This window comes from Vibrio scophthalmi LMG 19158, assembly GCF_000222585.1.
Taxonomy (GTDB): domain Bacteria; phylum Pseudomonadota; class Gammaproteobacteria; order Enterobacterales; family Vibrionaceae; genus Vibrio; species Vibrio scophthalmi.
Genome location: NZ_AFWE01000220.1, coordinates 1 through 20,100 on the forward strand (window position 1 = coordinate 1; position 20,100 = coordinate 20,100).

A 20,100-nucleotide genomic window follows, 5' to 3' on the forward strand; every position below is an offset into this window, starting at 1 on the left:
TTGGTATAAGGTCTCTCTCTGTCGCCAAGGTTTGCGAAGAGAGTCGATAACGAACGGTCTTTCGTTATCGACCATGGTCATTATTCAAAGACTATTTATACGCCAATTTCTGGCTCAAGGTAGTCCCACTCGACATCACTATAAACAGAAACGGTATCACTGCCGTTGGCAAAAGTGTAACTGTAGATCGCACCATCAACACCCAATTGTTCAAGATGAGACTGCAATGCGCTATCGAGATCGGCAACATGTGCCTCATTGACGGCTGCGAGCTGGAAGTCATCATTAGCCAGAGTCAGTTGCTCAATATTCGAAGCAAAGAAAGCATCCGATGATTGGCCTGTCAGAGATTGTGTTGACTCACTGACGACGTTGAGATCCAGCAATAAAGTATCTTGTTGATCAGTGCCGATGACCGCTTCGATGTTTTGTAGTTTTGAGCTTTGCGTTACTTCAAAATCCACCGCATGTTTCACACTCTCTGCAACGTTAGTTTCTGAATAGAAATAACCGACCTTTTGAGTTGTGACCACATCAAAGCCATCACCGCCATCGATATAATCGTTGCCATTGTCGTGAATCAAATCGTTACCTTCACCGGCATCAATAACATCAAAACCTTGACCGCCAGCGATAAGATCATTACCTTCGCCGCCCACCAGTAAGTCATCCATTTGATAGGTGGTGATCGACGACAAGTAGTAGTCACTGGCATCGGTTGCACCAAAGCCACTCTTATCAAAGGTACCTTTAGCCGCTGAGAGCTGGATTTCATCGAAAGTGGTGTTTGCTGTATCGGATGGTGAGATGATGAATTCACCATGGCAGCAGTCATCGCCTTGCTCAAGCACTTTAATGTTGTCTGCGGTAGGATCGATACCGTAAGTCGCTAGTGTTGCATCGTCCATTTCACCGGCCGTAAAGTAACCCGTGGCCACTTCAACGCCTTGATCGAAGACAGTCCATACGCCAACTTCGTTCGCGCCATTAAATGCTTCATCGGCAAAGAGTTTATCGACGGATAGATTGGCTGCGGCTGTATTGTCATCCACCGCAATGCAGAGTGTTTCTGATTCGCCACTGATATCACCTGCGCCATCATCAATAAAACTAAAGCCAATTTGGCTTGAAACGCCGCTTTCACTATTGCCTTCAACACCAAAACCATTATTGTTTTCGGCTAAATCGCTGATGCTGCCATCAGGGTTGAGTGCAATAGCCTCATCGAGGGTTTCATCAGTGCCTGCCGTAATCGTGGTGGCTTGGGTGTAATCACCAATGAGAATATCGTCTCCTGTGCCACCAATAAGCACATCTTGACCATAACCGCCTTCTAAAAGGTCATTACCGGCACCACCATCAAGCCAGTCATTGCCCTCTGGGTTGCTTCCCTCAAGTGAATCGCTATCGAGAACGGTGATACTTTTAATAAAGTAATCGCTCGAGTCCCAATATTGGCTACCCGTTTTATCAAACACGCCATCAGCAGCGGAAAACTGAATTTGGTCGAAACTCTGACCGTTAGTGTCTTGTGGGGTGATATCAAAGAAACCGTCATCGGTTGAATCTGAATTATTTGCCAGTACCTTGATATTGTCGCTTAGGTCTATGCCAAAGGTCTCAAGGGTCGCAGGATCAATATCTTTGGAAGTGAAGTAGCCAGAAGCAACAATCTTACCGTCATTAAATACTGTCCATACACCTACTTCATTGGCTCCATTAAGCGCTTCATCTGCGAACAGACGATCAATTTGCACGCGAGCGGCATACTGATCTTCACCAAGGTTGTAAGTGAGGGTTTCAGATTCGCCTTGTAGAGTATCAGGGTCGAAAGTATGACCAAGCTGATCGGCAACGCCGGACTCTTGATTGCCTTCTACGCCGACACCACCATCTTGACCTTGGCTAACTACCCCAGTACCTGAAACCGGGTTACTTGCTCTTGCGGCGGACAAATCGATACTTGGTGTGCCTTCAAAGTTATGTCGATCATCACCAAATAACCAATCAGCACCGTCACCGCCAAGGAGCACATCATCATTACCGCCATAAAGGTCATCAAAAGTGCTGTCGCTTGGGTCACTCTCTAGTGCGACCGTTTTAACTTCACGGACAAAGAAGTCACTGGAATCTAAGTAGCCATAACCACTTTTATCAAAGTGACCAATAGCGGCTGAAAATTGGATTTCGTCAAAGGCAACAAAACCAGTATCTTCCGGCTCAATGGTAAAGATGCCGTTAGAGCGGCCATTGCCATCGCTAAGCACTTTAAGGTTATCCGTTGCAGGGTCTAGGCCGTAGGCATCCAGGGTAGCTTGATCAAACTCACCAGCCGTGAAATAACCACGTTCGATAACAATACCGTCTCTTAATACTGTCCAAACACCCACTTCATCGATATCACGAACTTTAGACCCTTCCGATTTGCCTTCATCTTTGAAGAGCTTGTCGATAGAAACTTGCGCGGCGTAGGAGTGTTCATCCACAGAGATTGAAAGCACTTCTGATGCGCCTGTGCGATCGCCTTTTTGCCCTTCATCTTCAAAGCTGTAGCCAATCTGTGCTGCAACGCCACTTTCATCATTACCAATAACGCCAAATCGGCCATTAGATTCAAACAGTACAGCTTCTGTGCCATCTGGGTTGAATACCTTTGCTTGGCCCATATCGGCCGTTGTCGCATGGCTAAAATCGACAGTCAGTTCACCGCTTATAGGATCGAGAATCAGATGCTGCGAGAAGTCATCACCCAGTAAAACATCATTACCGTTTTCTCCTACAACGTGATCATAACCACTGCCGCCATTAACAAAGTCATCACCGGAACCGGCTTGAATGAAGTCACCTTGGGTACCACCATCGATAATGTCGTCACCCCCGTTGGCTTGAATATCATCATGGCCATCAAGGCCAAGAATGATGTCATTACCATCTTGGGTTGTGATGTTGTCAATGCCGTCGACATCAATAACAACCTGATCTTCAGGTAATTCTAGAGCATCGGGTGCAACATCTAGGGCTGCCAAGCGGTTTTCGCTGTTATCGGATTGTTGGTGCTTAACTGTCATGAAAATTTCCTCTATCAATCGGATGATTAATGTGAGGCGGCTCAGCCATCTCAATGGAATGAGACCTGCAGCTTTCCGTCCCTACCTCGCGATAGGTTTGGCTTTTCTCGTTGTTATGTTGTTTGGGATATCGCTGTACTAATCTGCTTTGTAGTGATGTAGATTGGCACTAGTAAAACAAAGGGAGATATCCCGCTCATTTCCCTTAACTAAATTTCTCGCATCGCTTTATACGCACTGACCGATAATGGACTAAGTAAGTAATCAAGCGGTGTTTTTTCATTGAGTAGTATCATTACTTCAGCGGGCATACCTGGGTATAACGTCACGTCTTGCAGTACGGCTAAATCGTCTTGATTTAGCGCGATTTGGGCAAGGTACGCTGAAGATCCAGATGCTTGGTCGGTGATTCGGTCAGCAGAAATGTGGACCAGTTTTCCCCTTACTGGTGGGGTGCGGCGAAAGTTGTACGCGGAGAGTCGAACTTGGGTATCCAGTCCAAGGTAAACCACATCGATATCTTCTGGTTTCAACAAAGCCTCTACAATCAGTTGATCTTGCTGAGGAACAATTTCCATGATTTTTTCCCCAGGCGAGATGACCGATTGCTGAGCAAATACAGAGAGGCCAACCACGACGCCTGACTGAGGCGCACGAATTTCAATTCGCTTCAGAACTTGTTGGGCATTCATCATGGCTTGATTGGTTTCGTTGATTGAACGCTCGAGTTGTTGAATCTCTTCACCAATTTGCTTGGCATAATCGAAGTCGGCATTGGTGTCTTGCAATTGTGCCTCTGAAACACCACGTTGAGCGCGATTAATCTTGATATCTAATTCCGCTAGGTTGCCGCTTAAATCGCTGTATTCTCGTTTTAAATCGAGCAAACGAGATTTGGATGTATTACCTGTCTCAAGCAGAGTTTCGTGCATTTCTAACTGCTCAGTTAAGTAAACCAAACCTTGTTCATCGGCTTGATAACGTTTACGCAGCCCATCAAGATCGAGATTCGCTTGAGCAATTTTTTCGTTGAGGATTTTATCCTCACCACGACGTAATGAGCGGCGTTTATCGAATAACTTCGCTTGTGTGTCGAGTATGGTTTGCACACGAGGATCGTCTTTAAGTTCAATTAAGCGAGGATCAAATTGAATGCGTTTTTGGTCACTGAGTTCGGACTGTAATCGATTTAGTCGCGCAAGATCACTTTGCCATTGTGCACGTAAACCATAAAGTTGAGCGTGTGCTTGTGACGCATCAAGGGTGATCAATAGATCGCCTCGTTCAACCGCTTGACCATCGGCGATATGAATGGTTTTAACGATTCCCCCTTCTAGGTGTTGGATCGGCTTACGTTTTGACTCAACAATGATGACGCCTGGAGCGATCGCGGCGCTACTCAGCTTGGCAAAGGTTGCCCAGAGCATAAAGCCGAACAACATTAATAGAACAACACCAAGCGTTATTTTGCTGGTGGTACTGGGATCAAAACTCAAACTGCGTGAATCTTGATACTCGATACCTTCACTTTTTATTTGGTGAAACATAGGATCAGCCATGGGATACCGCCTGTTTTATTTCGCGCACTTTGTTTTCTTGTTCGGCAGTGATTTGTTCCGCCTTTTTCGCCGTTGTAATTTCACCTTGCTCTAGTGTTACCACCCAATCGACACACGCAATCAGATCGCGTTGATGAGAAATCATCACCACAGCGCTACCTTGCTGTTTTTGTTGTAGGAGTAGCTGCTTGAAAGCACCGAGCCTGATGTTGTCGAGGTGGGCATTTGCTTCGTCGAAAATCAGCAGCTTAGGGCGATAGTAGAGGGCGCGGGCAATGGCGATTGCTTGCGCAAGTCCCATTGAAATAGGCAGAGCAGTGGGGCCCAACGGCGTATTATAGCCTTGCTCAAGGCGGACAATATCCTGATGGATGCCGATGGCTTTGGCTGCACTGATAACGTCACTATCATTCATGTTCTGATCAAAATGGGCGATATTTTGTTTGATCGTTCCCGGCAAAAAATCAAATTTTTGTGGTACGTAACCAATGACCCCTTTTAGTTGATTGGCATCCCACTGCGGTAAGCTCGCAGTATCGATTCTCACAGAGCCTGAGCTGGGTTGTGATAAGCCGACCAATAGCTGACATAAAGCGGTTTTTCCCGAGCCATTGGCACCCATAATCATGACACGGTTGCCGGGCTCCAACTTAAGGCGAATATTTTTGAGTAGTGGTAGCTTTGCTTTTGGTGGATACCAAGAAACATTGTCAATATGGAGTGAACCATTAATGTCGCTAAACTGGGTGGTGTTATTGCTTTGAGGTAGATTGGCAAAGTAGGCGCAAATGCGTTGATTGGCGGCATTGGCATGTTGCCATGCTTGCAGAGTACTGGCCAGTTGCTCAAAAGGTTGCAGCACACGAGACATAAGAATGGAACCTGCAATAATGCCACCAGCGGACATGGTGTTTTCAATAACCAGCCAAGCACCAACAGCCATTATGGCTATCTGCAAAGTGAAACGTAGACATTTGGCGATAGAAGCCAATGTTGTTGAGGTCAAGCCAAGCTGTTGATCAAACCAGACTCTTTCTGCTGTCATGTGTTGAAATTGCTGATTGAGGCCATCGGCTAGGTATTGAGCTTGTATATTGTCACGCTGGGTGGTGGCTTGTTCGCTCGCAAAACGACACGCAGACGTTGCAACTTGTGAGTCTGCATGTTGCTGCGTTTTACTTCTATAAATATAGAGAGAAAAACCACCCACAAGTAAAACGGCGCTTAGACCGACAAAGCCCACGACAGGATGGAGAAGAAACATCACCAGGAGAAATAATGGTGCCCAAATCATATCAAAGGCGAGCGAAAATGCCGGAGAGGTCATGAAGGATTTTATCTCGCGCACATCTTGCAAACTGGCGCTATTTTTACCGTTACTTATCGTCAGTCTTTGATAGAAAAAACTGGAAATCAACGCATCTAACTTGGCAGATTTTTGGTGTAGATAACGATTTTTTAAAATGTCTAAAATAGATTGGATAATCAGTAAAAACAAAACAATCATACTGATTAAAAATAAGGTATCGAGACTTTGGCTAGTGAGTACGCGATCAAAAACTTGTAGGCTGTAAATCGGAACAACCAAAATAAGAGCGTTAAGAACAAACCCCGCCATAATAAGGGTATAGAATACCTTTTTGTTAAATGGGGTAAGTTGTTCCCAATCTTTCTTTTTGATTTCCATATCAACCAATGCTACATCGCGAAAAATTAACGCAATCCTAACATTGTAATAATCAATAGAGCGAGGAAGACAAATGGCGAATATTAGCTTTGAATAATATTCGGTAAAAATTTATGGTTTAAAATCAGATGGATATGAAGGGTTTCCTATTTTTAAGAAACCCTTTAATTATGTAGAAATAATTTGTTGGTATTGTTTTTATTTAAACGTTGACCAAATTGGTGCGTGATCGGATGGCTTATCGATACCACGCAGAGGGTAATCAATATCGGACTCAATACAACGTTCAGCTAATGATTTTGTTGCAAGAATAACGTCAATACGTAGACCTCGGTTATCATCAAAGCCACGAGAGCGGTAGTCAAACCACGAATATTTATCGGTCACGTCAGGATGAATTTGGCGGAAGGTGTCAATGAATCCCCAATCAAGTAGATCTTTTAACCATTCACGCTCTTCTAATTGGAATGAGCATTTACCCGTTTTTAGCCAGCGCTTACGGTTCACTTCGCCAATACCAATATCACTATCGAGTGGACTGATATTAATATCACCCATCACGATAATTTGTTCATCGCTGCTGTGATGATCATTTAAGTAGTTCATCAGATCTTTATAAAACTGGCGCTTGTATGGGTATTTGGTTTCATGGTTGATATTGTCACCTTGAGGGAAATAGCCATTTAGCACCGTCACTTTTTCCCCCGCCGCATTTTCAAATGTTGCCATGATCATGCGTTTTTGATGTTCATCGTTATCGGTTGGAAACCCTTTTTGTACCGAAATTGGTGCTTGTTTACATAACATTGCGACGCCGTAGTGGGCTTTTTGGCCGTGATAGTAAACTTTGTAACCCATCGCTTCGACAGCTTCTAGCGGGAAAGCTTCGTCATGAACTTTGATTTCTTGTAGGCCAATGACATCAGGTTGATGTTTTTCAATTAGCGCTTCGAGTTGGTGAAGTCTTGCACGCAAGCCATTAATATTAAAAGAAACTACTTTCATGTTTGATTCCTTATCTCATTCATTTTTCGGATACGATGGTTAGGCTACGTACCAATAGCCGAGATTAATCAGCGTCATTAAGGTATGACGAGTTTTAGGTTGCAATTCGCGATGAATGTCGTCACTGCTGAAGGATTCTTGATCGCACAGTAAGCTAATAATTTGCTTATCTTTACTGTCGATATCGAAGCATTCACCATTGACGAATAACTGCTCTGAATTTTCACTGAGATAGAGCGTTTTTAATCCAGCTACCTTTTCCCAAACCGTATTTTGCGCCAATAGTTGATCGATTTCTTCGAGGCTGTATTCAGGTTCGACTTCAATGATATTCATTTGGTGGCGAGATTGACTTAGCTGTGTCGCAATAAAGCGATCAATGACATCATCATCTTCTAGAGCGTTACGCAGCATTTGCTTTAACACGTTGAGGCTTTGCGTACCAACTTGACCGTGCTGGGCTTGTGCTGGAAGCGCTGGGTCATGCATGTGAGTGTTGCCAATATCATGAGCGATCAGATGATCGGCAAAATGACTCAATAGCTCTTGCTCCGTCGGTGAACGGTAGCCAAGTGAATAACTTAAACTGGCTTCTAATGTTGTCCCTTCATGAGGGAAACCCGGCGGGATATAGAGCATATCGCCCGGTTGCAAAGTTTCATCGATGATTGAATCAAAACCTTCGATTTGTCGCAGCGCACCGCCTTGAATGACTTCTTGGTATTGACCAATGTCCTTAGCGCCAACTCTCCACTCTCTTTTGCCTTGGCCTTGAATGATGAAAACATCATATTGATCGATGTGGGGGCCGACACCACCGTGAGGAGCGGAGTAGCAAACCATGACATCATCAAACAGCCATTGAGGCAGCTGCTTAAAAGGTTCGATCAGTTGTGCGGTTTCACTGTGCCAATGGTTGCAAGCCTGAACGATCAACTGGCAATGGGTTTCTGGTAAATCGTCAAAGAAAGATTCCTCGAATGGGCCGTGTTGGGCTGTCCATTGTGAATCTTTGTTGGTGACAAATCGGGAATCGATCATCTCTTCTAGCGAGAGACCGGCAATTTCTTCAGCGGAAATCGGGTCAACAAAATCTTTGAACGCATTTTTGATCACGACCGGCTTTTTTTGCCAATAAGTTTCTAGAAACTCGGCGATGTTGATATTGAGTGTGAACATCTCTCTTTCCGTTATGCTTGGGTGGCCAGTTTGGCTTGAAGATCCGATTGGACGATTTCAAGCGCGGCTAATGCGGTTTGAGGGTCCACTTCGTTGCTTTCTAATAGATAGATAAGATCGACGGCCAGCTTTATCTCATCTGGCGCATTATCAAGGCCGCTTACAGATTGCGTCATAGTTATTGATGTCTCTCACGGTAGGTAATTTGTTTTTCTATTTTGAGCTTCGCAGCACGACAGCGTTCTAGACGCTGCTCAGTAGAAAGTAACGCTTGTTGAGCGGTTTGTTGTGCAAACGGGGGAGCACTTTCAAGTTCGGCAAGTTTATCGCGAACCATTTCCATCAGGCGTCTTTCCCAATCTTGATGTTGGGCAAGTTCTTGATAGAGCACATTGATCGGCTTTTGGTAATGGCTATAGTGCTTCGGCTCGTTTTTACGGATTGGCTGAGTGGCGATTTCGCGTTGCAGCGCCGCCAATTGAGCGTATAAACGTTCGGTTAAATACTCGGCTCGTAATGAGGTCAGTCGACCGCTATCTTGTTCGCGAATAATCGTATCTAGCGTTGAGTGCGTTTCTTTGACACAAGGAACCAATAAACGAGCTTTGCAGTGAAAAAGGGTTTCATCAAACAGGGGTTGATGGTGTTCATTACGGCGACGATCGATCTGCGCCGCTTGGATGGCGAGTTGGTCGAGTGTCGCGACAAGTTGTTTTAGTTGATTCATACAGCCACAAACCACGCGTTATAAGCCAGTTTTATCGCCAGTATGCTGACGACAGTAACAAAGATCGGGCGAATAAAGTTGGCGCCAAATCGGATGGCGGAGTGTGCACCAACAAAAGCGCCTGCCATCAAGCATACGCCCATTGTTAAACCGAGTACCCAATCAATATGGCCTAAGATAGCAAAAGTGATCAGTGAGGTGAAATTACTCGTGAAGTTCATCGCCTTGGCAACACCTGAGGCCACTAATATGTTGAGGCGGTAGAGTGCCATGGTACTAACGGTCCAAAACGCACCGGTTCCAGGCCCTGCCACGCCATCATAAAAACCGAGAATGACGCCTTGGCCAACCTGTTTTTTGTGGAAGGTTGGGCAGGGTGGTGGTGGTTCATTACTGCTATTTTTCGGTGTTTTATGCCAAATGGTATAAATCGCAGCGGCTAAAATAATCAGAGGCAGCGTTTTTTCAAGCCATTGGGTGCTAATCGAGTCCACCACTAGCGTACCAATAATCGCGCCAATAAAGGTTGCAACGAAAGAGCGTCCCCAACAACGAGGGTTGAATAAGCGTTTTCTATAGTAGGTAAAGGCCGCAGTAGAAGAGGCGAAACTGGCCGCAAGTTTGTTGGTGCCAAGCGCAACATGTGGCGGTAACCCGAGAGAAAGGAGGGCAGGCACGGTTAACATGCCACCCCCACCAGCAACAGCATCAATAAATCCAGCAAAAAATGCGACAAGCGCTAATACCAACAACATGGTTGGCTCTAACATTTCCATTTAGTCTTCTTCTTTGTCCGTGGTTCTATTTTTATATCGGCTAGATCGTATGTCGCTAGCTTGTACCACTTAATTTATTCAATGATTCGTTTGAACGGAGGTAATGAGTCCAGTAGTGATTGACCATAGCGTTTAGTCACGATACGTCTATCAAGAATAATCACTTTGCCACAATCTCTTTCTTTACGTATTAAACGTCCTACCGATTGAATCAACTTTTTGCTCGCGTCAGGTACAGTAATTTGCATAAACGGATTACCGCCTTTTTGCTCAATGTACTCTGCGTGAGCTTGTTCTACGGGTGAAGTCGGTACGCCAAACGGAATCTTAGTGATTATCAAGTTTTCTAATAACTCGCCGGGAAGATCTAACCCCTCGGAGAAGCTACCAGTACCAAACAATATGCTGGTTTTTTGACATTGCACTAAGGTTTTATGTTTATTGAGAATTTCAGTGCGCGACTCTTTCCCCTGAACTTGTAAAGCCCAACCTTTTTTTATAAATAGAGATTCAAGTGCTTGCGCGACCTGATTCATCTGCCAGTAAGAAGAGAATAAAACTAAGTTGGCCTGTTTGTCTTCAATTAGGTTAGGCAGAATATCAATAAGATATTCCGTAAATTCACTCGCTTGCGGTTCATACTTCATTTTGGGTATGTGTAATTCCGCTTGATTCTGATAATCAAACGGTGAAGCGAGCGCCAGAAAGCGAGTGCCATCCTCGTTTTTCTCACTGATACCGGCTTGACGACAAAAGAAGCTAAATGAATTGAGTGCGCGCATCGTCGCTGACACCAATACAGCGCCTAAGCAGCGGCTCCAAATTTGCTGATCTAACTGCCAGCCAACTTCTAACGGTGACACATTCACGACAAAATCACTTTCTCGCTCAGGGCTGACGGCTAACCAACGTGCCAGTGGGGCGCCTTTTTCTCGTTGTGGCTCTGCCATTAGGCGCCAAACTTGGGCGAGGTTATCCATACGTTGGATATAGAAACCCAGTTCAGCCAGCGCTGGTTCAGCGAGACGCGCAGCAATTTCACCCTCTTTAACACGTTCGGCAATCAGGTCGGCAATTTTAGCGGTTGCTTGTGCGCCTTTATGAGACAGGATTTTTAGCTGCTTTGATTCTTCTTCTAACCAATTCGGCAATTCACCGTGTTCAAAACGGTAGAGACCATCAACAAAGTGGGCAGGATCGAAACGGCCTGATAACTGTGTTAATGAGGGAATCAGTTGTTGGATTGAATCTTGAAGTTCATTACGAAAGCGACTTACGCGCTTTTCATCCGCCAAGTTAGCAAACTTGGTCACCGATTGGTTAAGGCGTTCCAACCATGTTGCTGCGCCTTTTAGGCTAGCGGCGGCCGAGGAGTGATCTCGCGCCACATGTGGTAGGTGGTGCGCTTCATCAAACACATAAATGGTATTTTCAGGTTCAGGTAAGATCACGCCACCACCAAGATCGGCATCCGCCATCACTAAGCTGTGATTGGCTATGATTACGTCGGCCTTGTCGAGCTCTGAACGGGCTTTTTGGAAAGGACAGCCTCGATGTGAAGGCATACTGTTGTTGCAGCTATGCTTATCACTGACGATATGCAGCCATAATTCGTCGTCAATGGTTTTTGGCCATGAGTCACGGTCGCCATCCCACTTGCCTTGTTGGAATGCTTTATGTAAGCGCTCAAGCAGTTCGATATCTTTCTTCTTTGGCTTAGATTCAAACATGGCGAGTTGGCCACCGTCAGCGCCACAGGCGGTCGCTAGCTTTTCCGCGCAGCAATAGCGTTGTCGGCCTTTGGCAAGTTGGAATGAAAACTCACGATCGGTGATGCGACGAAATAGAGGTAAGTCTTTATCGATTAACTGTTCTTGCAGCGCCACGGTTGCAGTCGAAATCACTACTTTGCGGTTACTTTGTACCGCAACAGGTATGGTAGCCATCAGATAGGCGAGTGATTTTCCGATCCCTGTTCCTGCCTCAGCGACAATCATGCGGTTTGATTTATGGTACTCACCGCACAATGTTTTGGTAATTTCTGCAACAAGGTAGTTCTGTGCTCGACGGGGGACAAAGTTATCCAGTTGAGCTTGGAGGTTTTGATAACTTTTGCGAATTGATTGTTGTATTTTACTGTTTGACATACGGGCGCCTTTCTCACGGAAAGCGAGTGTAGCACACTTATCTAAGCGTTACGTAGTTCACGAAATAGAATCCTTTTCAGCTAAATCTCGATCTCCTTCACAAAAAAAGATTGAACCTTCATGAACTTAGAATTAATTCTAAATGTGAAAAATATCCTCAAGCAAAATGACATCAAAAATAGCATAAAATCCTGTCGTGGTGATTTTTGTCGCATAAATTAAGGTTAATGCACTAATTTTGCGACGAGCTTCATCTAGTGACAAAAGCATCATAATGGTTAGAAGTTAATCGAAAAATGGAGTGTAAATTATGTAAATCGCTGTTTTTAATGGTTTTTATGTTTTTTTATATTTGGTTTTTATAAGATTTGACACGCAGAATAATCTTTTGCAATCTAGGCTTCGAAATTTGAGAGCGGTGATATTGAGCCATTAAAGAGCACAAATCGCCACCAAACATAAAGGGAACCGGATACGGATTTCCTCTCTAAAGAAAAGGCAGTGGATTATTATGAAAAAGACTCTAGTAGCTCTTTCAGTACTTTTTGCAGCAACATCTGCACAAGCGATCGAACTTTACAACCAAGATGGCGTAACTGTTGATCTAGTTGGTGATATCGAAGTTACTTACCAAAACTCTTTCTCTGACAGCTCAATGAAGCAACAAATTGAAGATGCAGATTTCGGTTTTGATGCTCGTTACGCTCTAAACGAAGAATTTACTTTCGGTGCTTTCTGGGGTTACGACGGCTCTGATTCTAACAACGCAGAAGTAACTCGCAGCGGCGACATCTACGTAGCGCTTTACTCTCAAACTTACGGTTCTATCAAGTTTGGTCGTCTATGTACTGCTGTCGATGACCTAGGTGGCATCACGAGCGATTACCAATTTGACGTAAACAAACTGTACAACGGTGCGTCTGGTGACTTCGCATGTCATGACGAAGCAATCCGTTACGATTACGACAACGGTTCTTTCTACACTACTCTTGGCTTCGTACAAGACAAGATGGGTAACCCAGACGTATTTAAACTAGGCGAAACTGGTGATGTTACAACTGTTAAAGCAACAGACGTAAACTACTACGACTCTCGCTTTGGTTACCGTGTAGCTGACTTTGACCTATCTGCTTTCTACGCAAACCTAGACCACAAAGAAGCTGGTAAACATGACGAGCACGCTTACGGTGTTGAAGTTGATTACGCTGGTCTAGAAAGCATCCGTCTAGGTCTTGGTTACTACGCTACTGATCTTGATGGTGAAGGCGCAGATGCAGACGTTTACACGTTTGGTGCTGACTACTACCTAGGCAAATGGACATTCGCAACTGCTTACTCTCTAGCTGCACAACAAAATGCTGAAGACGTAAACAGCTGGTTCCTAAACGCGGGTTACAACCTAGCGCCTAACACGACAGTTTACGCTGAAGTTGCTGGTAACGACGGCAAAACAGAAGTTAACAAAGAACTTCGTGACAACACAACTGCATTCGCAGTAGGTGTTAAAGCATCATTCTAAGAATGAGCTAGCATAGTTATACTAAAGCCACCTTCGGGTGGCTTTTTCAATTATTAAATCAAACAGATATTATTTTTTAGGAGATTCTTTTGAACGCTAAAGGTTTATTTGCATTTGCAGCAACATTGCTAGCACTTCCTCTTCAAGCTGCTGAACTGAGCGCTGACAGAGGAATTTCTATTCTGTATATTAACGGTCAAGCGGCTGAGCAAAAAATAGGTATCAATGAGGTTGGTGAAGGATTTACTCAGGTTGTTGTCCGTTTAGATGACAAATTAGGTAAAGGAAATGTGTTTACTTCAAAACCTTATGTGATCAATTTTGATGCTCAAGATAAAGATTACAAAATCACATTTCCTAAGTTTTACAGTGAGATGGCTGCTACTGAAGAGTTTTCGAAAGCAAAACCGGGTTGGGGTGTTGAAGCAGATGGTCAACCGGTTGAATTTACTCAAGCGGTAGTCGAAGGAAAGAAAGGCTTCATGCCATACGCAGGCATGGATGAGATCGTTGCAAAACATAATCAGCAACGCGGCATTTACTTCCAAGATGGTCAGTTGATTGATGCGCCAGCAGCGGCTGAATTGGCTCCAGTAGCTGTTGCGACGGCATCGGCAGTAGCAACTGCAAATAGCACTACAAAAGCAACTACTCATGCACCTAAAGCTGCAGTGAAGAATGTTGAACAGCTGAAAGCTTGGTATTTGAAAGCTAGCAAAGAAGAACGTAAAGAGTTCCGTCGCTGGATGATCGATCAAGAGTAATTGAGTTCGATAAACAGATTTTAAAGGGTTGGCACAGTGCCAACCCTTTTTCGTTTACGAGTGGGATTGAAAGCACTCAGGGCGATTTAATGCATTGTGGACTGCAGTAATGAGTGCGTCGATTTGTTGTGGCGTAGTAATAAATGGCGGCATCATATAAATCAGTTTGCCAAATGGGCGAATCCAAACCCCTTGCTCAACAAAGTGCGCTTGGATGACTTCCATATTCACCGCGCTGGTGGCTTCGACAACCCCAATCGCGCCGAGCCAACGAACCTCTTTTACTAAAGGATGTTCGGCTAAAAGCGGCAGTTGCTGTGCAAATTGGGTTTCAATCGCTTGCGTTTGCGCTTGCCATTCTCCTTGCGCAAGAATCTCCATGCTGGCGTTGGCAACCGCACAGGCTAGGGGATTACCCATAAAGGTAGGTCCATGCATAAAGCAACCGGCTTCCCCACCGCAAACCGTGTTGGCAACATGTGAGGTGGTCAGCGTGGCAGAAAGTGTCATGTAACCGCCGGTGAGCGCTTTGCCTAAACAGAGTATATCGGGTTCGATTTGCGCATGTTCATACGCAAACAACTTGCCTGTGCGGCCAAAGCCTGTCGCGATTTCATCTAAGATCAGCAACACGCCAAATTCATCACACAAACGGCGTACACCCTGTAAAAATTTCGGGTGATAAATACGCATCCCGCCAGCACCTTGCACGATTGGCTCTAAGATCACCGCTGCAATATCACGGTGGTGCAGGGTAAGTTTGGCTTTAAAATCATCGAGATCACACTCATCCCATTGCTGCCAAAAACTGGTTTTTGGCGATTGAGCAAAGATATGTTGAGGCAGAAAGCCTTTGTAGAGCGAGTGCATTGAATTATCAGGGTCGGTGACGGACATTGCCGCAAAGGTATCACCATGATAACCATCACGCAGGGTAAGAAATTGGCTGCGCGATTCCCCTTTCGCTTGCCAATATTGCAACGCCATTTTTAGGCTGACTTCTACAGCAACCGAGCCGGAGTCGGCGAGAAAAACATGCTGGAGAGGCTCGGCTGTCATCGCAACCAACTGCTTACATAAATCGATTGCGGGTTGATGGGTAATGCCACCAAACATGACATGGGACATCTGATCGATTTGCTGATGAGCAGCTTGGTTAAGATGCGGATGATTGTAACCATGGATGGTTGACCACCAAGAGGACATGCCATCGATTAACTCGCGACCATCTTCTAATTGTAGATACACGCCATGGGCGCGACTGACAGGATAGCAGGTCAGAGGTGTCAGGGTTGATGTGTAGGGATGCCAGATATGACGACGATCAAACGCTAAGTCCATAAGTACTTCCATGATTAATTTGATTAATAAATAACCAATTGTAAACTTTGGTTTTTCATTTGTGTTGACAGTCTAACGTCTGTGGTTAGACTAGCCAAGAGCAAAATTCAAGTGAGCACTCTAGTTTCATCATGAACTAGCAGGGATATAAAAAGGAAAACACGTGGAAGTTCGTCATAACTGGACTGTTGCAGAAGTGCAGCAGCTAATGGAAAAGCCGTTCATGGATCTGTTGTTTGAAGCGCAGTTGGTTCATCGTCAATTTCAACAACATAACTATGTGCAGGTCAGTACGTTGCTCTCAATTAAAACGGGCGCTTGTCCAGAAGATTGCAAATATTGCCCGCAGAGTGCTCGTTATACCACCGATGTCGAGAAAGAACGTTTGATGGAAGTTGAACGTGTTCTAGATGCGGCACAAAAAGCGAAAAATGCCGGCTCTACCCGTTTCTGCATGGGGGCGGCTTGGAAAAACCCTAAAGAGCGCGATATGCCACACCTGACCGAAATGATTAAAGGTGTGAAGGGCATGGGTTTAGAAACGTGTATGACCTTGGGTATGCTCACGCCAGATCAGGCTGAAAAACTCGCCGGTGCCGGCCTTGATTACTACAACCACAATCTTGATACCTCGCCAGAGTTTTACGGCAATATTATTACCACGCGTACTTACCAAGATCGTCTTGATACCTTATCTCACGTGCGTGATGCGGGAATGAAAATCTGCTCCGGTGGCATTATCGGCATGGGAGAAAGTGCCAGTGATCGTGCTGGTCTTTTGGTTGAGTTAGCAAACTTACCCACTCACCCTGAAAGTGTACCGATTAATATGTTGGTTAAGGTAAAAGGCACGCCACTAGAAACCGTCGATGATGTTGAACCGTTCGACTTTATCCGCCTTATTGCGATTGCCCGAATTATGATGCCGCAGTCAGCAGTTCGCCTATCTGCAGGGCGCGAAAACATGAATGAGCAGATGCAAACCTTATGCTTTATGGCGGGCGCGAATTCGGTTTTCTATGGTTGCAAACTCCTGACCACACCAAACCCGTCTGAAGACAAAGATATGCAGCTATTTAACAAGCTGGGAATCAATAGTCAGCAAGTGTCGCAACGCCCTGATGAGATCGAAGAAAACGAATTGCTTGATCGCGTTGTGGAACGGGTAGCAGCAAGACCTTCGGCGGATGATCTTTTTTATGAAGCTAACGTTTGATCAGCGCATAAGCCAAGCACTTGCTGAACGGCATAAGCATGGACTTCAGCGACAACTGACGCGTTTGGATTGCGCCAATACCGCCAAGTTATATCAAGCTGATCAGAGTTATATTAACTTTTCCAGTAACGATTATTTGGGGCTGGCGAGTGATGTAGAGCTGGCGGGAGTCTGGAAAAAAGGCATTGATCGGTTTGGTAATGGCAGCGGTGCTTCTCCTCTGGTTACTGGGTTTAGTCATGCTCATCAAGCGCTAGAGCAGCGTTTATGCCAATGGTTGGGTTACTCGCGTGCGATTTTATTTAGTTCGGGATTTTCTGCCAACCAAGCGTTGATATTTGCTTTGCTGCAAAAAGGCGATTTATTGCTGCAAGATAAACTCAATCACGCCTCATTAATGGAAGCGGGTATGTTGTCAGAAGCGACAATGAAACGCTTTAAGCACAATAACCTCACTCATCTACAGCATCTTATCGAAGAGCATTCGTTAGTGATGACTGAAGGCGTCTTTAGTATGGATGGCGACCTCGCACCTTTGCGAGCAATGGCAGACATCACTTGTGATAAGGCGTGGCTGGCGGTGGATGATGCCCACGGTATTGGTGTGTTAGGTCAACAGGGCCGTGGCAGTTGTGATCAGGCGAAAGTCAGACCCCAGTTATTGGTCGTGACATTTGGTAAAGCCTTTGGTTTATCGGGGGCGGCGATACTGTGTGATGAGCCAACGGGCGATTACCTCACCCAATTTGCTCGTCATCATGTTTATTCCACGGCGATACCTCCCAGCCTCGCATACACCCTGACTCATGCTATCGATATGATTGATAGCCAGCAATGGCGTCGCGATAAACTCCAACAGCTGCAAGCGTGTTATCACGACTTGTGTGGACAACTACCAGGCTATGTCGATACTCAAACACCGATCAAGCCGCTGTTAGTCGGATCCAGTGAGAGAGCATTGTCGCTGGCAACGCGACTTAAAGAGAAGGGCTTCTGGCTAACCGCGATAAGGCCGCCGACCGTTCCCGTTGGCAGTGCGAGATTGAGAATAACCTTAACGGCGAATCACACTCTAGAACAAGTGGCTCAGTTGGCCTCAGAGTTGAAATTGGCGTTGGAGAACTGATTTATGAATCCTGCTTTACGAGTCGATGAACTCGATATGGATGTAAGTTATATCGATAAGAACGCGATTGCCGAGGCGTTTGGCAAAGCGGCATTAGGTTATGATCAGCACGCTGCTTTCCAGCGTGATGTGGGGACTCGTTTGATCAACCAATTACCGAGCGATCTCTCCTCTTATCGTATTCTCGATGTCGGTTGTGGGACAGGCTATTTTAGCCAGCAGTTAAGAGATCGAGGGGCAGAAGTCGTTGCGTTTGATCTCTCGAGGGCGATGTTGCAGCAAGCTAAAAATCGTTGCGGGGAAGAAAGAGTCCACTATCAGCAGGGCGATGCAGAGCAATTGCCTTTTGCTGATAATCAATTCGATTATGTTTTTTCAAGTTTAGCGTTGCAATGGTGCCAAGATCTTGCGGTGCCACTGCGAGAAATGCGCAGAGTCACCAAACCCGGTGGACAGCTGTTGTTTTCGACTTTGTTAGATGGCTCTTTACGCGAACTTAAACAGGCTTGGGCGAAAATTGACACATATCAACACGTCAACGATTTTATCTCACTCAATCAGGTAAATATTGCGTTAGCTCAATCTCACTGTCATACCCATCACTTAGACTTGCCAGCAATTGTGGTTTGGTATGATTCTGCACTTGGCTTGATGCGAGATTTAAAAGGCATTGGGGCAAATCATGTTGTAGGGCGTTCTCAAGGTTTAACGAGTCGACATTCGTTGAGACAGCTTGAGCGCGAATATCAGATCTTTCGTCAAGAACATCAGGGTCTTCTACCCGCAACATATCAGGTTTGTTTGGGGATAATTAATCTATGATTGATGCATTTTTTATTGCAGGTACGGATACCGATGTTGGGAAAACAGTCGCATCAAAAGCGATTTTGAACGCGTTAGCGGCAAAGAATTTACAGACGATAGGCTATAAGCCTGTTGCGGCCGGTAGCGACAAAACAGAACAAGGCATGCGTAACTCAGACGCCTTATATTTACAGAATGCTGCGACGGTTAATGTTGATTATGCGGATGTAAACCCTTATGCGCTTGAGCTACCGGCTTCGCCACATATTGCGGCTAAGCGCGAAAATGTCGTGATTGATTATGCGCTATTAAGTGAGAAGCTTGCTCAACACAAGCAAAACTCAGACATCGTATTGGTTGAAGGCGCGGGTGGTTGGCGCGTTCCTGTTTCCGATACGGATTGCCTATCAACTTGGGTTCAGCAAGAGAAGTTGCCTGTCGTTTTAGTTGTTGGCATTAAATTAGGTTGCTTGAGTCATGCATTGCTGACCTTGGATGCAATCAAAGCCGATGGCCTTGAGTTAGCCGGTTGGGTAGCGAACCGCATTAACCCAGGTACGGAAAACTACGCGGAAATCATTGAAATGCTGGAGCAAAAAATCAGTGCGCCAAAAATTGGTGAAATCCCGTATGTACCCGCAGTAAAGAGAAAAGATCTCGCTAAGTATATTGATGTTTCTCCACTACTTGCGTAGAAATACCGGTTGATAAAAGAAGCGTTCGAAAAAAGAAAGGCTGCCATTTGGCAGCCTTTTTTTATCAAATAAGTGTACACCAACCAGATTATGGCCGTGGTGGTATTACATCTCAGCGGTCATGCCAAACAGGGCTGATTGCGTTTCTGCAACGCGCTGCTGCATTTGTTGATCAGTGGTTAAGCCTAGTTGTTGCTTTGCTTCATCTTCAGTAATGCCAAGGTGACAGCACAAAAGATCGATAGCCATTTGATAGTTATTTGTTTCAACCATTTTGCATTCCTTTGACGTTGTTGCATGAAATATAGATACAAGCGAAATAACTGTATCTTTAGAAATTTAGCACTTTTCTCGTGGTCTACAATAAGACCAAAGTCTAACGTCTTGAGCCGTATTCTGCCCTTTATCTGTTTTGTGGCGGTTGAGCTTTTAATTTAAGGTGCAAACAAATGTTTCAATTTACTTCTAGCCCTTGTGTTTAAAGTGA

General features: G+C 45.1%; 17 protein-coding genes and 1 riboswitch. Of the genes, 6 read left to right on the top strand and 11 right to left on the bottom strand.

All coding sequences use genetic code 11. The annotated features are described in order from the left end of the window. Positions 1-95: 95 nt before the first annotated feature. The 9 genes from RH88_RS24035 to dinG form a co-directional block, all read right to left on the bottom strand. Positions 96-3,068 carry a calcium-binding protein gene (locus RH88_RS24035; protein ID WP_005599525.1) on the bottom strand — a complete coding sequence of 991 codons (2,973 nt, stop codon included), beginning with the start codon at positions 3,066-3,068 and terminating at the stop codon, positions 96-98. A gap of 32 nt (positions 3,069-3,100) precedes the next feature. Then, positions 3,101-3,180, bottom strand: a riboswitch (cyclic di-GMP riboswitch). Between the two features lie 97 nt (positions 3,181-3,277). Next, complete coding sequence (locus RH88_RS20185; protein WP_005599527.1) at positions 3,278-4,627, bottom strand: HlyD family type I secretion periplasmic adaptor subunit; 1,350 nt, start codon at positions 4,625-4,627, stop codon at positions 3,278-3,280. Then, positions 4,620-6,314, bottom strand: coding sequence for a type I secretion system permease/ATPase (locus RH88_RS20190; protein ID WP_005599529.1), 1,695 nt, complete (start codon positions 6,312-6,314; stop codon positions 4,620-4,622). Before RH88_RS20190 ends, RH88_RS20185 begins: the two co-directional genes overlap by 8 nt. A gap of 198 nt (positions 6,315-6,512) precedes the next feature. Continuing rightward, complete coding sequence (gene xthA / locus RH88_RS20195) at positions 6,513-7,319, bottom strand: exodeoxyribonuclease III (RefSeq protein WP_005599531.1); 807 nt, start codon at positions 7,317-7,319, stop codon at positions 6,513-6,515. Between the two features lie 39 nt (positions 7,320-7,358). Continuing rightward, the gene (locus RH88_RS20200; RefSeq protein WP_005599533.1) at positions 7,359-8,498 is read right to left on the bottom strand and encodes a ribosomal protein uL16 3-hydroxylase; all 1,140 of its coding nucleotides are present in this window, start codon (positions 8,496-8,498) and stop codon (positions 7,359-7,361) included. 11 nt (positions 8,499-8,509) lie between these two features. After that, the gene (gene rsmS / locus RH88_RS20205; RefSeq protein WP_005599535.1) at positions 8,510-8,674 is read right to left on the bottom strand and encodes a pleiotropic regulatory protein RsmS; all 165 of its coding nucleotides are present in this window, start codon (positions 8,672-8,674) and stop codon (positions 8,510-8,512) included. A gap of 2 nt (positions 8,675-8,676) precedes the next feature. Next, the gene (locus tag RH88_RS20210; RefSeq protein ID WP_005599536.1) at positions 8,677-9,225 is read right to left on the bottom strand and encodes a primosomal replication protein; all 549 of its coding nucleotides are present in this window, start codon (positions 9,223-9,225) and stop codon (positions 8,677-8,679) included. Further along, positions 9,222-10,001, bottom strand: coding sequence for a sulfite exporter TauE/SafE family protein (locus RH88_RS20215; RefSeq protein ID WP_005599537.1), 780 nt, complete (start codon positions 9,999-10,001; stop codon positions 9,222-9,224). Before RH88_RS20215 ends, RH88_RS20210 begins: the two co-directional genes overlap by 4 nt. 74 nt (positions 10,002-10,075) lie before the next feature. Continuing rightward, positions 10,076-12,148, bottom strand: a complete 2,073-nt coding sequence (gene dinG, locus RH88_RS20220) for an ATP-dependent DNA helicase DinG (RefSeq protein WP_005599538.1) — start codon at positions 12,146-12,148, stop codon at positions 10,076-10,078. A gap of 511 nt (positions 12,149-12,659) precedes the next feature. Here dinG and RH88_RS20225 point away from each other — a divergent pair. Together RH88_RS20225 and RH88_RS20230 are read left to right on the top strand one after the other, a co-directional pair. After that, a complete protein-coding gene (locus RH88_RS20225) occupies positions 12,660-13,667 on the top strand; it encodes a porin (RefSeq protein WP_005599544.1) in 1,008 nt (335 codons plus the stop codon). An 89-nt stretch (positions 13,668-13,756) separates the two neighbouring features. Continuing rightward, positions 13,757-14,431, top strand: coding sequence for a DUF2057 family protein (locus tag RH88_RS20230; protein WP_005599546.1), 675 nt, complete (start codon positions 13,757-13,759; stop codon positions 14,429-14,431). A gap of 54 nt (positions 14,432-14,485) precedes the next feature. Here the strand turns inward: RH88_RS20230 and bioA are convergent, their stop codons facing one another. After that, complete coding sequence (gene bioA / locus RH88_RS20235; RefSeq protein WP_005599548.1) at positions 14,486-15,772, bottom strand: adenosylmethionine--8-amino-7-oxononanoate transaminase; 1,287 nt, start codon at positions 15,770-15,772, stop codon at positions 14,486-14,488. 163 nt (positions 15,773-15,935) lie between these two features. On the opposite strand from bioA, the gene bioB reads away from it, so the two are divergent. The 4 genes from bioB to bioD are packed head-to-tail and all read left to right on the top strand — an operon-like array spanning position 15,936 to position 19,613. Further along, entirely contained in the window at positions 15,936-16,988 is a 1,053-nt protein-coding gene (gene bioB, locus RH88_RS20240; RefSeq protein ID WP_005599550.1) for a biotin synthase BioB, read from the top strand. Continuing rightward, positions 16,972-18,114, top strand: a complete 1,143-nt coding sequence (gene bioF, locus RH88_RS20245) for an 8-amino-7-oxononanoate synthase (RefSeq protein WP_005599552.1) — start codon at positions 16,972-16,974, stop codon at positions 18,112-18,114. Before bioB ends, bioF begins: the two co-directional genes overlap by 17 nt. Positions 18,115-18,117: 3 nt before the next feature. Continuing rightward, complete coding sequence (gene bioC, locus RH88_RS20250) at positions 18,118-18,936, top strand: malonyl-ACP O-methyltransferase BioC (RefSeq protein ID WP_005599556.1); 819 nt, start codon at positions 18,118-18,120, stop codon at positions 18,934-18,936. Continuing rightward, the gene (bioD, locus tag RH88_RS20255; RefSeq protein ID WP_005599557.1) at positions 18,933-19,613 is read left to right on the top strand and encodes a dethiobiotin synthase; all 681 of its coding nucleotides are present in this window, start codon (positions 18,933-18,935) and stop codon (positions 19,611-19,613) included. Before bioC ends, bioD begins: the two co-directional genes overlap by 4 nt. Positions 19,614-19,718: 105 nt before the next feature. On the opposite strand, the gene RH88_RS23770 is transcribed toward bioD, so the two are convergent. Next, positions 19,719-19,886: a hypothetical protein gene (locus RH88_RS23770; RefSeq protein ID WP_005599558.1), complete on the bottom strand. Its 168-nt coding sequence runs from the start codon at positions 19,884-19,886 to the stop codon at positions 19,719-19,721. Positions 19,887-20,100: the final 214 nt, after the last annotated feature.

Coding starts and splice junctions, on each gene's coding strand:
- RH88_RS23770 (WP_005599558.1), bottom strand. CDS start 19,886: ATGGTTGAAACAAATAACTATCAAATGGCTATCGATCTTTTGTGCTGT.
- RH88_RS24035 (WP_005599525.1), bottom strand. CDS start 3,068: ATGACAGTTAAGCACCAACAATCCGATAACAGCGAAAACCGCTTGGCA.
- bioF (WP_005599552.1), top strand. CDS start 16,972: ATGAAGCTAACGTTTGATCAGCGCATAAGCCAAGCACTTGCTGAACGG.
- bioA (WP_005599548.1), bottom strand. CDS start 15,772: ATGGACTTAGCGTTTGATCGTCGTCATATCTGGCATCCCTACACATCA.
- RH88_RS20210 (WP_005599536.1), bottom strand. CDS start 9,225: ATGAATCAACTAAAACAACTTGTCGCGACACTCGACCAACTCGCCATC.
- dinG (WP_005599538.1), bottom strand. CDS start 12,148: ATGTCAAACAGTAAAATACAACAATCAATTCGCAAAAGTTATCAAAAC.
- RH88_RS20200 (WP_005599533.1), bottom strand. CDS start 8,498: ATGTTCACACTCAATATCAACATCGCCGAGTTTCTAGAAACTTATTGG.
- RH88_RS20225 (WP_005599544.1), top strand. CDS start 12,660: ATGAAAAAGACTCTAGTAGCTCTTTCAGTACTTTTTGCAGCAACATCT.
- xthA (WP_005599531.1), bottom strand. CDS start 7,319: ATGAAAGTAGTTTCTTTTAATATTAATGGCTTGCGTGCAAGACTTCAC.
- RH88_RS20190 (WP_005599529.1), bottom strand. CDS start 6,314: ATGGAAATCAAAAAGAAAGATTGGGAACAACTTACCCCATTTAACAAA.
- bioC (WP_005599556.1), top strand. CDS start 18,118: ATGAATCCTGCTTTACGAGTCGATGAACTCGATATGGATGTAAGTTAT.
- rsmS (WP_005599535.1), bottom strand. CDS start 8,674: ATGACGCAATCTGTAAGCGGCCTTGATAATGCGCCAGATGAGATAAAG.
- RH88_RS20215 (WP_005599537.1), bottom strand. CDS start 10,001: ATGGAAATGTTAGAGCCAACCATGTTGTTGGTATTAGCGCTTGTCGCA.
- bioD (WP_005599557.1), top strand. CDS start 18,933: ATGATTGATGCATTTTTTATTGCAGGTACGGATACCGATGTTGGGAAA.
- RH88_RS20185 (WP_005599527.1), bottom strand. CDS start 4,627: ATGGCTGATCCTATGTTTCACCAAATAAAAAGTGAAGGTATCGAGTAT.